The organism is Lujinxingia vulgaris (assembly GCF_007997005.1).
Lineage (GTDB): Bacteria > Myxococcota_A > Bradymonadia > Bradymonadales > Bradymonadaceae > Lujinxingia.
Map to the genome: position 1 here is coordinate 23,852 of NZ_VOSL01000017.1, position 13,322 is coordinate 37,173.

Annotated in this window: 8 protein-coding genes; 6 read left to right on the forward strand and 2 right to left on the reverse strand. The window is 64.6% G+C overall.

The features are described 5' to 3' along the window. Positions 1 to 225: 225 nt before the first annotated feature. Both FRC96_RS03800 and FRC96_RS03805 read right to left on the reverse strand, forming a co-directional pair. On the reverse strand, positions 226 to 2,583 hold the full coding sequence (locus FRC96_RS03800) for a DNA gyrase/topoisomerase IV subunit A (protein ID WP_146972857.1): 2,358 nt from the start codon (positions 2,581 to 2,583) through the stop codon (positions 226 to 228). A gap of 699 nt (positions 2,584 to 3,282) precedes the next feature. Continuing rightward, positions 3,283 to 4,260 (reverse strand): hypothetical protein, encoded by a 978-nt coding sequence (locus tag FRC96_RS03805; protein WP_146972860.1) that lies wholly within the window; start codon positions 4,258 to 4,260, stop codon positions 3,283 to 3,285. An 873-nt stretch (positions 4,261 to 5,133) separates the two neighbouring features. On the opposite strand from FRC96_RS03805, the gene FRC96_RS03810 reads away from it, so the two are divergent. From FRC96_RS03810 to FRC96_RS03835, 6 genes are all read left to right on the forward strand, one after another. Then, complete coding sequence (locus FRC96_RS03810; RefSeq protein ID WP_146972863.1) at positions 5,134 to 7,176, forward strand: carboxypeptidase regulatory-like domain-containing protein; 2,043 nt, start codon at positions 5,134 to 5,136, stop codon at positions 7,174 to 7,176. A 70-nt stretch (positions 7,177 to 7,246) separates the two neighbouring features. Beyond that, positions 7,247 to 9,145, forward strand: coding sequence for a hypothetical protein (locus FRC96_RS03815; RefSeq protein ID WP_146972865.1), 1,899 nt, complete (start codon positions 7,247 to 7,249; stop codon positions 9,143 to 9,145). Between the two features lie 525 nt (positions 9,146 to 9,670). Further along, a complete protein-coding gene (locus FRC96_RS03820) occupies positions 9,671 to 10,216 on the forward strand; it encodes a chemotaxis protein CheW (protein WP_230469848.1) in 546 nt (181 codons plus the stop codon). Further along, complete coding sequence (locus FRC96_RS03825) at positions 10,213 to 10,599, forward strand: hypothetical protein (protein ID WP_146972870.1); 387 nt, start codon at positions 10,213 to 10,215, stop codon at positions 10,597 to 10,599. The genes FRC96_RS03820 and FRC96_RS03825 overlap by 4 nt, the downstream gene beginning before the upstream one ends. Before the next feature lie 45 nt (positions 10,600 to 10,644). Then, positions 10,645 to 12,675: a methyl-accepting chemotaxis protein gene (locus FRC96_RS03830; RefSeq protein ID WP_146972873.1), complete on the forward strand. Its 2,031-nt coding sequence runs from the start codon at positions 10,645 to 10,647 to the stop codon at positions 12,673 to 12,675. Continuing rightward, positions 12,672 to 13,322 (forward strand): Hpt domain-containing protein (locus tag FRC96_RS03835; RefSeq protein ID WP_230469849.1); only part of this gene is annotated, 651 nt, incomplete at its 3' end. The genes FRC96_RS03830 and FRC96_RS03835, both read left to right, overlap by 4 nt.

Consider the following 13,322-nt stretch of genomic DNA (forward strand, 5'->3'; position numbering starts at 1 on the left):
TCACCTCTACAGTGACCGTGGGTCACATCTATAGTGACCGTGGGTCATCCGTTCAAGCGTTCGGGTGCCGCACTAACACTATGAAAAGACGATACTTTCGCACAGGTCACGACACGTCCCCACACATGATTGTCGATCGTACCGGGACCAAAAAATAACCTCGCCGCGGGCTGCGGCGAGGTTATTTTTTTCAGTGCAAGCGATCGACCGAATACGCCTGTGAGCTTACTCCTCCTCACCACTCCCATCATCGTCATCACCAAGCACGATCTCCACCGGCGGACGATGGGATCGAATCAGGTGGCCGCGCTGAATGATGAGTTTGCCCTTGTTGCCGCGCGAGGTCGGCGCGTACTGGGCCTTGGTCGCCCGAATGATCTCGCGGGCTCCACGGTTGGTCTCCACCTCCAGGCCATCGAGGCGCTCACGGCAGAGCGTAAAGTCAAGGACCGCGTCCTTGCCCTCCAACGCGATGGCGCGCACGCCCTTGGCTGGCCCCTTCACATGCGAGATCTCGCGGACCTGGAACATCAACCCGCGCCCATCCCGGCTGGCGAGCGCCACCAGCTCCGAGCCGTCGCAGTTCTCCACGTTGACCACCTCATCGCCCTTGTCCAGACGCATAAAGAGGCGACCTTTGACGGTGGAAGGATCGGTGTAGCTCTCCAGCGAGAAGCGCAGCGACTGGCCGCTGCGGCTGATGGCGACCATCTGCACGTCGCCTTCCTCACTCTCCTCGCCACCCACAAGGGAGGGCTGGTCGGGGGCCATGGTACGCAGCATGCGCTTGTCGCTTGTGACCACGCCGACGACGCGCTCGCCATCGTCGAAATCAAAGCTGGCCTGCACCGGATCTCCATAACCGGAGGTCGCCGGCACATCATCGATCCGCATGGTGTAGCCGCGGCCCATGTTGGTGAAAAAGATCACCGTATCACGCGTGCTCCCCGGCAACACCCAGCCCATCTGATCGCCCTCGCGGACCCGGATGGTGGAGAGGTCAGTGTAGGACTTCTGGCGCTTGATTCGGCCTTCACGCGAGACCATCACCCAGCATTGCTCGGCGATGATGTATGCCTCCTCCGAATACTCGAGTTCTTTGACCGGGGCGTCGACCAACGTGCGACGCACATCACCGTAGGCGCCCCGGATCGCGACGAGTTCGCCGCGGATCACCGCCCAGCGCTTGCCTTCGTCGTCGAGCAAGCCCTGCAACTTCGCGGCCTGCGCGCGCTTTTCGGCGAGTTCGGCGCGAATCATTTCGATCTCGAGCTTGGCCAGGCGGTAGAGCTTGGTCTCCAGGATGGCCTCGGTCTGCTCGGCGTCAATACCGAAGTGCGCCATCAACTTCTGCGCAGCATCGGCCTTGCCCTCGGAGGCCCGGATCAGGCGAATCGCCTCATCGAGGTCGCCGAAGATCGTCTCAAAGCCCTCCAGGATATGGATGCGCCGCAGCAGCTGCTCCAACTCAAAACGAATGCGCCGGGTCACCACCTCCATGCGGAAATCGAGGAAGTAGCGCAGCATCATCTTCAGGTCGACCCTGGCCGGCTGCGCCACATCGGGGTTCTCCGAGGGAACGAGGCAGGTCAGGTTGACGTGAAAACGGTCTTCGAGCGGGGTGTGCTTAAAGAGATACGCCATGGCCACGTCGGCATCGGCGCCACGCTTGAGCTCCATGACAACGCGCACATCATTGGTAGACTCGTCGCGAACATCGACAACCTGGGGGAGCTTTTCCTGAATGATGTGCTCGGCGATCTTCTCAATGAGGGTCGCCTTATTGACGTAATAAGGGATCGAGGTGACCACGATATAGCGGCGCGCGCCGTCGCGCTCGATCTCCCACTGAGCGCGGGTGATCAGCGTGCCGCTGCCGTTGTGGTAGATCTCGCGCAGCTCCTCCTCGTCGTTGAGGAGCACGCCACCGGTGGGAAAGTCCGGGCCTTTCACAATCGCCCCGACCATCTCGTCGATGGTGATCTCAGGCCGGTCGATCATGGCGATGAGCGCATCGACGACCTCTCCCAGGTTATGCGGCGGGATGTTGGTCGCCATCCCGACGGCGATGCCGGTGGCCCCGTTGATCAGCAGGTTGGGGACCTGGGCCGGGAGCACCACCGGCTCCTGAACGGTGCCATCGTAGTTGGGTCGAAAGGCCACCGTCTGCTTTTTGATCTCATCGAGCAGCTCCGAGGCCAGCGGCATCATGCGCGCCTCGGTGTAGCGCATCGCCGCGGCGCTATCGCCGTCAACCGAGCCGAAGTTGCCGTGACCGTCGACCAACGGGTAGCGCAGCGAGAAGCTCTGCGCCATGCGCACCATCGCGTCGTAGATCGATTGATCGCCGTGAGGGTGGTACTTCCCCATGACCTCACCGACGATCGCCGCGCTCTTGCGGTATTTCGCGTCGTGGGTCAGGCGCAAGTTGGCGTACATCGCATATAAAATGCGCCTCTGCACGGGCTTTAAGCCGTCGCGCACATCGGGGAGCGCGCGGCTTGTGATCACGCTCATGGCGTAGTTCAGGTAGCGCTCTTGCGCTGTCTTATGCAGCGCCACATCGGTCGGCTGGGTCGGCATTGTATCTCGTCTCACCGGGGGGACTGAAAAGCGTCATCCCCTTATAACACCACGACTTCCACGGATTCGGGCGCGGCGGCCCGGGGCGGGAGTGTTATCACTGCGAGAACGGACTGACAACCGAGCCGATGCTCTCTCACATCATCACCGCAAACGACCCACGGTCAGCCGCAACTCGACCCACGGCCACACAAAAAACGACCGACGGTCGCGTCAACGTCAGCATTTATGCGGCGATCATGAAGACGGTCGTGAGCAAGACTCGATCATCAACGTACGATATTGTCGCTGAGAATGCGCGAGTGGGGGGAGAGACTGACGTATGTTGAGCGTCGTCGCGTCGTTTGAGGGCAATGTGTCAACAATTCGACGAGGAACACGCCTTATATAAGGGCCAGATGGCCCTGTCGCACGTCCGCAACGCCCTACGCCAAGCAGAGTTACGCCTCTACGCTTCTTTTGCGCGAGTTGGGCACCCCAGAGTGTGATGGGCGGAGCACTTAGGCACGCGTCGCTCGCCAGCGCCCTCCCTCTTCCACGGCGTCAGTCTTCGTCCCGCGCAGCCAGGCCCGGGAGGCCACAGAACGGTTGAGGTTCTGGCGGTCGACACAGCGTCTTGGCGTCTCGTCCACTCATGCTGTGGAAAACGCCAACCGACGTGCCGCTCAGAACGCCTCGCCGAACAGATTGCTCAGCGACTTATCCCGCAAGAGCCTCGCACGCCGGCGCCCCGGTCGGGCTGTGCGGCGCGTAGTTCGCCGCCAGCCCTGCCTCATTCGGGTCGCCCTCGCGACACTTCACCGGCGAGTGGCGCCTCAGCCACAACGTGCCGCAGGGAAAAACGCAACGTTTTTTGCCGGCGATCCAGCGCTTGCGCACCCGCCGATAGGCGCTCTGAAAGGCCCTCTCCCGGCTGACGGCCTGCTCGAGAAGCTCCGGATGAAACGCCGCATAACGGGGGACGGACTGTCGGCCTTTCTTCCGCCGAAGATCTTTCGCGCAGTCGAAGGGATTGGTGGCGAGCACGGCTTTGATGCCCAGAAACCGGCGGCGCTTCTTCTTTCGCTGGCGGTGAATCTCGTTTTCTTCCTCGCGCAGACGCTTCTCAAAATACGCGACGACCTCCTCCAGCGACATATCGTCGTAGCCCGGCGGGCGCCTGGGGATGAACTCAAAGCTCTCCGGCTGATCGTCGCCGTAATAGCTGTCTGGACGCGGGACCCGCATCGGCTTCTCCCAGTCTGAGGGCATGATCTTAAAGCCCGGCCAGTCCTTTGCTCGGCGAACAAGGCCGGCTTTGACCGGGTTCAGCAACACATAGAGCAGCTGAATCTCGAAGACCTCCCGGTCGAGCAGCACCGTGTCGCAGTAAGAGCCATTGTCCCAGAGGCTTCCATCAAAACCGATACAGTCCTTTCGGGCCCTGGAGAAGCCGGCCATCGCGTCGCGCATAAACTCCGAGCGGCGCGCCTGCGGGTCGGTGAGCACGATGTGCAGATGGTTTGACATCACCATCGTGCCATGCACCACAACACCGCTGCGATCGGCTGCCCGCGCAAACTCGTAGGCCGCAATGGCGTTGATGTTGGCATCCGGGCGTGTCAAAAAACGTCCTCCGGCGGTACGACGAGTCAAGGCGGCGACCTGACCTTCGATATGACGACGGGGGCGAGTCATGGTGGGGCTCCAGAGAGGTAGAGGGTTGGATGTTGGACCTCGCTGGATTGTTATCGCGCGCAAGTGGCGGATGTTGCGTCGCACGGGGAAAAAAGATGGGGAGATGTAGGGAAGGCTCTGCCGGCGATCAGGTATGTGATGTGGACATAAGCGTCGAAACGCCGCGTCGTTACTGGATGTCAGGTGACCCCCGGTCATCGTATCGACGACCCACGGTCAGTTCGCAATGCGACCCACAGACGGTTTGAGTCGTCCGCAATACCGTATGGTCGCAGGCGAGACATCGGAAAATACTGAGAGTTGTGTATCAGATTTCAAACGCTTCTCCTTCTGCCCAGGAACGCACTCCGGTCGACGAGAAACGTTGAATACCCACACCTTGCCCGGCCCGACTCCCTCCTGGTGGAGATTCGACCCTGCTCCCTCTCGGCAAGCTAGCTAAGTGCCGTCCCGTGAAGGGAGGCTTACGCCCCTGCCACCCGCATGGATACTGAACTACATATGACCCACGGTCGTCTAAATTACCGACCCACGGTCATCTCAAAACTGACCCACGGTCATCTCAAAACTGACCCACGGTCGTCTCAAAACTGACCCACGGTCGTCTCAAAACGACCTGCACTCAGCGCACTCAACAATCATCGCGCCACGGAATCGGTCAGCCCCACGCCGGTAGCCAACCCAGTCTGTAACATCTGTTGGCATCACCCTCGCGTCGCCTCGCACCCATAACCTGCCTCCGCCCTGGACCCCCGCTGTAATGCGCGCCGTACCAGCGCCGTATTGCGACGACGCCTCACCCTGCTACACTCCCTCTTCAGCGCCGCCGACGCCCTTGCGAGCGCACCAGTCCTTACCGAAACCCAGGCTGCTATGACTTCCCATCCTCCCAAAACACGCCTTCTCCTCGGCGTCGCGCTGCTTGTGGGAGGACTCTGCATCGCCGCCTTTCTCGCCCGCGGCCTCTGGATGGATGCCAGCCCCTCCGCCGACGAGAGCGAAGACGTTACGCCTCACCTCAGCGGACGCGTGCTGTCGGCGGAAGGTCGACCACTGGAAGGTGCTACAGTCCTCGCAGGAACCCTCACCGTCACAAGCGATGGGCGCGGACAGTTTGAGCTTAACCGAGACATGCTCCACAAGGCGGCCCGCACCGCCGCCGATGGAACGGTCCTCATTGACGCAAGCCACCCGGAGTATGTGCGCGGCGGCGTGGGAGAACTCGGGGCGATGAGGCTCGACCTGAGCGACAGCCCCGCACAACACCCTGATTCTATTACCCTTTTCATGCACCGACCCACACGCCTGCGCGGACGCGTCACCCTGAATGGAACGCCGGTTGCAGACGCCTCCATCGGGCTCGCCTACACCGAGGCTCGCGGCCTGGGCCAGGAGCCTCTCCTTCCTCACACCCTCTCCGACCTCACCCGTACCGACGGCCAGGGCCTCTTCACCCTGACGAACCTCGCCGCCGGTCGCGTCGCTGTTACTGTGGAGACCGACCTCCCCGAGTTTCCCTACGCCGAGAGCTCCGCGCTCCGCCTGCAACCGGGAGAAGACGGCGGCGAGGTGCACATCGAGCTCCGGCCCACCACCGCGCTCACAGGTGTCGTCCTCTCCGCTTCGGGTGACCCCCTCGCCGCTTCCGTCATCCTGAGCGGCACCCAGACTTCCCGGCGCACCGACACCGCACGCACGGGTCGTTTTCGCTTCGATGATCTTCCCCCGGGAGACTACACCCTGAGCGCCGCGGCCCGACATCACTACCCGGACACCCTGGGGCCCTTCACCGTTGAGACGGGAACCACCGCCGCTCACGACATCGTCCTGGAGCCCGCCCGGGGCCTCTTCGGTCGCGTTGTAGGACCGGAGGGCCGGCCACAACCCGGCTTTGTGATCGCCTCGTCATCCGATGACAGCCGCCGACTTCGCGTCGGTGACGACGGCCTCTTCAACTGGGAGTCTGCGCCCGATGTCCCCTGGACGCTTCAGGCCACGTCCTCGGCCTACGGCCGCTCTGCCCGCACGAGCGCTCGTGTCGGTCAGCCCGTCACCCTGGAGCTTCGCCCGGGCGGAGAGTTGGCCGGTATCGTCGTCGACGCGCGCGGTCAGCCCATGACCTCCTACCAGATCGCCATCGCCGCGATGGATGTCCCGCCGCCCCACCCCTACGTCCCCGGTCGCATCAACTCCGAGCAGGTCGAGACCTCCACCGGGCGCTTTCGCATCGGGCCGCTCTCCCCCGGCTACTACGCGCTGGTCGCCCGCGCGCCGGGGCTTGCGCCGGTGACCTCCGAGCTCTTCGAGGTGCGCGCCGGGCGCACCACCGACAACATCCGCCTGCAACTTCTCCAGGGGGCCTCGATCGCCGGCGTGGTGCGCGATCGTCAGAGCGGAGAGCCTATCGCGACGGCCTCAGTCACCCTGGTCGACCCCTCCCAGCGTCTGTCGCCGCGAAACACCCTGGCCAACCCCTCGGGCCACTACGCCCTTGATGAGCTCCCCGACGGGCTTGTCACCCTGCATGTGCGCGCCAACGGCTACGAGCCCGAGCTCGTCGCCGGCATCGAGCTCGCAAGCGGCGAAACCCTCTCTTACGACATCGAACTCACCCCCACCGACAACCCCGAGCCGGCGCTGGCCTTTTACGGCATCGGCGCCAGCCTGCGCAGCCAGGCCCGCGACATCGTGGTGGTCAATGTGATGCCCGGCTCGGCCTCAGCGGAAGCCGGCCTTAAGCCCGGCGACCGCATCCTGGCGGTCGACGAGCTCCCCACCCACCGCCTGAGCCTCCCGGACGTCATCGCGCGCATCCGCGGTCAGGCCGACATCCCCGTCAGCCTGAGCATCGAGCGCCCCGGTGAGGGCGAGTTTGTGGTGGACATTGCGCGCCGCCGCGTGCGAGTGCAGCGCTGACTTTTGATCGCTTTACAATGACTCGTAGTGCTCGCCCCGACATCTGCGGGGCGACTTGAACGGAGCTTTCATGATTCGCCATACCCTCCCTCCCGCGGCTCGCCAGGTCTCATTGGACGACATGCCGCGCCAGTGGCTCCCTACCCCGGAGGCGCTGGTCGTCGCCCTGGAAAAGAACATCGAGGCGGGTGAGCCCGCCGGCCTGCGCGCTCTGGCCCCACAGATGGGCGCCCCCGAAGTCGACCTGACGGTCACCCCGCTGACCGCTCGCGCCACCATGCTGGGCGCGCTCGGCGGACGGGCCTTCTACCACCACGAGCTTCGCCTGCGCCAACCGATGCCCGAGCATCTCGAGCCCGAACTCGCCGTCTGGCAGGCCGGCACCACGCCGCAGTGGAGTGACGGGGTGCTGGCCGAACCCAAATATTTTTCCTTCTTTCAAGACGCTCCCTTCCCGGCATTTAACCCGAACCACCGGCGCAAGTGGCGCGCGCACGAGCTTCTGCACGGAGCCTCGAAGTTCTTCTGGCACCCTCAGATGACGCGCTTTGAGCTCTATGTAAGCGCGCGCCTCAACGAGCTCTTGCCGATCATCCACTGGTACGGGTTTGACGAGATCTTTCGCCCGCGCTGCGCCGAACACCGCGGCAAGCTGCTCTACCGCGAGTTCTGCGCCTCCTGCGAAGCCCTGGCTCGCCCCTACTGGGAGCTCGACCTCGCCGCCGAACCCCAGCAGCGCGCCTTAGGGATGGGCGCCGCCCACAACGCCCTGGAGCATCTGGAGAGCGAGTGGAGCGCCATCGTCCAGGAGATCGCCACCGGCCGACTTCACGCCACGCCCCGCGGGCGCCTCGACGCCTCCAGCGACGCAGTCGGGTACATGCGCGCGCACTGGAACCGGGTCACCGCCTGGTCGACCGGCTCCTGGGTGGAGCGTTTTCTGGTCGACGGCGTCGACTACTTCAGCACCCTCGATGCGCTGCTCCTCAACGTGGGGCAGGCCACTCAGGACCTTGTCTGCGGCACTCTGGAGGTCGACGAGTCCCTCTACCGCGCCCGCCGCACGCGCCGACAGCTCCAGGACATCGCCTCGCGCGTGCTCGTGGCCATGGAGTGGCTCGACCCGGAGAGCGCCGAGGGCGAACGCGCCGACGATGCGCTTGAACCCCACCTTGATGCGCTGGCCCACGCCTGCGGCGAACTTCTCGAAGAGCCCGAGAAGATCGAGACCTGCGTGAATGCAGCGCTGGAGAGCTTTGCCGCCTGCTCGCGGGCCTTCTCAGAGGTCGCTGAGCTCTTCCCGCAGCCCATCGCCGAGAGCTTTCTGGGCTTTGGCTACCGCTTTCTCGACGCCGATATCTTCGCCGAGGCCGGCTCCGCCCAGCTCGCTCAAGGCGTCGAAGACAGCGCCCCCAAAACCTTCGCGATGCTCACCGACCCGCTCGACAGCGCGGTGGCCCTGACCCAGTGGGAGGGCTTCGATGAAACCGGCCGCCTCAGCGAGCGCGTTCACGGCTGGCTCAGCTCGCAACTTGGCGAGGAGCACCCGCTCAGCGAGCAGGCACGCTTTGAAGCCTTCGCCAACGCCGAGCCCCGCACCGATGAAGAAGCCACCCTCTTTGCCTCGCTTCCCGACACTCCCGACGATCTGCTGGAGGCTGGCGGCCGGCTGCGCCCCCACGCCACCTTGAGGCGCGCGAGCTTCTCCGCCTCCGTCATCACCCACACCATCGGTCAGAAACTCCCCGAAGGCAGTGACGACACCCGGCTTCCGGTCGCCGCCGCGCTTGTCGACGGCCAACTTCGCCTGATGGCCGAGTCCAACGACATCACCCGCATCCTCGATCATCTGCAGGCCGGCGAAGAGCGCTCCCTGTGGTTGACCGAGGCACTCTGCGAGCCGCTCTACGAACTTCTCGAGAACAGCCTCGTCTGCTGGTTACCCGAACCCCGGCGCGCCAGCCGCTGAATTACCGCACACCTAAACGACCGTGGGTCGCGCAAACGCTACGTTCTATGCGGCCATTGGGCAGGTCACACCAGCATAACAAGGTGACAGTGGGTCACCTCCAGTTCGACCCTGGGTCACTTCGCAGGTGACCGTGGGTCACCTCAAACGCACCACGAAAATCGACCCACGGTCATCTCAAAAAGTGACCGTGGGTCACCTCCAGTTCGACCCTGGGTCACTTTTTGCCCGCCTCTATCAGCCGCGAAAAAATCGACCCACGGTCACTTCGCATGTGACCCTGGGTCACCTCAAACGCACCGCGATAATCGACCCACGGTCACCTCAACGGTGACCGTGGGTCGCCTGAGATCCAGGATTCAAGCGCTCATCAGGCCTCTTGCCTCCCAACCGGCCCCTCCCGCCAGCACATCACTTCCCCCCATCACACCTTGCCCCGCAGCCCCCCCAACCTTATGCTACGAGCGGATCTTCGAATCCCCACCGCCCACGCATTCTCCCCGGCCTTCTATGGCAAGCGACGACGTGAAAAACCCATCCGACTTCTCCGACCTGGTCGACCAGGCTGAGAGCCTCGACCCCTTTGCCTGGGATGACCTTCAGGACCAGGTGGTCGATGAAGTCGTCACCGTGCCGGTGGTCTGCTTTCGCTGCGGCGAAGACGACTTCGCCATCGACGGGCAGTCCGTCCGCGAGATCGTCGGCCAGCTGGAGACCACGCCTCTTCCCGGCGCCCCCGGCCACATCCGTGGCATCGCCGTGTTGCGTCGTCAGGTCATCGGGGTGCTCGACTTAAGCACCTTTCTCGACGCGCAGAGCGCAGACCCGGCGCTCGCCACAAACACCCGCCGCACTTTGATTGTCGACACCCCGCACTACACCGTGGGCCTGGACGTCGACGAGGTCACCGGGCTCGATGAGTGGCCCGAGCACCTTTTGCGCGAAGACGCCCTGCCCACGACCATCAAAGGCAGCACGCGCCGCTACGCCATCGGGGCGCACCCCCTGGGGGAGGAGCTCTGTGTGCTCCTCGATATTGAGCGCCTCCTCGACGACGCCGCGGTCCGATGAGCACTGCCTCCCTCGACGCCCTCTTCTTCCGCTGCGGCACCGCCACGCTCTGCGTGGAGCTGAAGTTCGTCAGCAGCGTGCTCGCCCCGGAGAATGTTGCCATGACCGTGCTCGACCCACGCCCTCACCTGGGCATGACTCCCACCGAGCACGGGATGGTCGGGCTGCTCGATCTTCCCGGACCTCCGGTGGCGCTTTACCTGGGCACCGTACTGGGAACCTTCCCCCTGGCCCCGCGCGACCTGCTTCCCCTGCCGGGCTGGTTGCGCGGAGCGCTCCCCTCCATCCTGCGACCGGCCGTCACGCTGCTCGACGATAAGGTTGTGTGGCTCCTTGATCTCGATACACTCAGCAACGCCCCGGCCGCTGCCATCACCGGTTGAAGGGCGCTTTGAGCTGCGCGCAGCTCTCACCTACGAAGGTCTGCCATGTTGCTGTGGAAAAAAGTCGGCATCTACATCGCCACCCTGACGCTGATCGGCGTGGGCGTGCTGGCGTTTCACGGCCATATCTTCACCGCCGCGCTGCTGCTTCTGGCCGGCGTGGCCACCGTCGGCTTTACCCGCCAGTCGCTCGCGCCTCTGGGTGACATCACCGCGGTGGTAGAGTCGATCGCCGAGGGCAACCTGCGCTCAGCCCACCTGCGCGCCGATCCACACAGCGAGGTCGGACGACTCGCCGGCGCCACCAACCGCATGCTCGATGAGCTCAACGCCATCAGCCGCCACGCCGACGAGCTGGCCGCCGGCCGCATCGGCGTCATCGAACACGAGGCGATGCTGCTGCGCTCGGGCAAACTCTCCGACGTCGATCTTCCGCTGCCCCGCGGCGCCGGCAAACTCGGCCGAAGTTTTCACAGCCTCACCAACCAGATGCGCCGTCTCACCGTGCAGGCTCGCGTCATCTCCCGCGACCAGCTCACCTCCCCGCTCCTCGATGAACGCGTCCCGGGAGAGCTCGGCGAGGCTTTCGGGGCAATGGTCAAAAACCTGCGCCAGCTCTCCGAGCGCGCCCGTCAGATCGCCGAGGGCGACCTCAGCACCACCACCGCCGAGAGCGAAGGTGATTTGAGCTCGGCCTTTAACCAGATGGTGCTCAGCCTCAATGAGCTCGTACGCGAGATCGTCTCCACCGCGCTCAATGTTTCCACCGCCGCCGAAGAGATCCTCGTGGTGCTGCGCGACCAGGAGCTGGCCGCCTCCCACCAGGCCAGCAGTGTCGAGGAGACCCAGCGCACCATGGAGACCCTCCTCTCCTCGGCCCGAAAGATCGCCGAGAGCGCCCAGACCGTCTTCAAATCGGCTGAAAAGACACAGGCCAACAACCGAACCGTCGGTGAGCGCATCGGCGAGCTGAAGTCGCACACGGTGCGCATCACCGAGATCCTGGAGGTTATTAAGGCCATCGCCGATCGCTCCGACCTGCTGGCCCTCAACGCCAGCCTGGAGGGCATGCGCGCCGGTGAGGCGGGTAAGGGATTTGCGCTGGTGGCCGCCGAGATGCGCCGCCTGGCCGAGAACATCAAAGAGTCCGTCAGCGACATCAAACTTCTGGTCAGCGACATCCGCGAGTCCTCCCTGGCCAGCGTCATGGCCACTGAAGAGGGCTCGCGCCTCTCGGAGCGCACCACCGAGACCTCGCTGAAGATCTCGTTGATCACCCAGCAGCAGCAGTCAGGTACCGAGCAGGTCACCCAGTCGATGGACGAGCTCTCCCACCTGATCAACCAGGGCGTCGCCGGCACCCGCCAGGTCACCACCGCCGCTCAGGAGCTTCATAACGCCTCGGAGAGTCTACGCCACATCGTGGAGAAGTTCCGGGTCATGGAGAGCGACGCCGCGTCCTCCTCCCCACGCCCCACCCGCACGCCAGCCCGCACCATCCCCGGCCGCGCGACCAGCCCGCTGCCCTCGGTTGAAGCCGGCGCAGAAACGCCTCAAAGCGCTCCGGCCGACCTCTCCCGCGAGTTTCCCTCCGACCGCTCCACAGAGCTTGCACCCAAAGCTCCGGCCGACCTCTCCCGCGAGCTCCCCCTCGACCGCTCCTCAGAGCGCGAAACCACCCGCTCGCGCCCGGTCCGCCAGGCCTCCCGAAACCAGATTGAGACCCCGGTGGGCTTTAACGGCAACCTCTCCGACGTCCCCACCGACCGCCAGCACCGCCGCGCCGTCGAGCTCGCCGCAAAGAGCGCCCAGGAGACGCCCACCATCGAGTTCAGCGCCGCCATCGCCGAAGACGACGCCTTCTTCCAGGACCTGCTCGACGCCCGCGAAGAAGCCGCCGCAAAGGCCGACTCCGACGCCGAAGAGCGCGACAGCGCCGCCGACCGCTCCCGGGAATTCGACGCCATCGCCCGCCAGCTCGCCGCTGACGACAGCGAGAGCGACGCCGAGAGCGACGACGCCCACGAACACACCACCTCGCCGGTGCTCGGCGATGAGGAGTCGGAGCCCTCATGAGCTTTGGCGCCTTGATCGAAAAATTCCGTGCGGTGGCGCTTGAGCGCCTCGAACGCATGAACGCCCTGCTCGTCAACCTGGAGCGCTCCCCCGACGACCCGGAGGCGGTCGAGGAGATCCTGCGCGAGATCCACACGCTCAAAGGCGAAGCCAAGATGATGGGCTTTGCCGACGTCAACCTCGTCGCCCACCAGACCGAGCACCTGCTGCTCGATGAGCCCACCGGCGCCCATATCACCCAACCCGAGCGTGTCGAGCTGATCTTTGAAGGCCTCGATCTGATGCGCGCGCTCATGACCAAATCCGCCGGAAACGCCACCCAGAGCCTCGACCTCTCCGGCTTTGTCGATCGCGTCAATCACCTGCGCGACGGCGCTCCCGCAAAGATCAACCCCCACGATCCGGCCGCACAACAGCCCGCCTCGCCTCCCGAAAAAGGCAACGAGACGCCGACCCAGGGTCACGTATCGGCGGCCGAAAACGCCCCCACAGCCGACGCGCAACCCCTTGATTCCAAAGAGGAATCCTCCCACAGCAACACCCCGATCGCCGCCAGCGACTCGGCCTCAGCCGCGGCGGTCGCCACGCCTGCTGCGCCCTCCGCGCCGCCTGTGGCGTCGTCGCCCCAGCCCACCCGCGCGCGCATC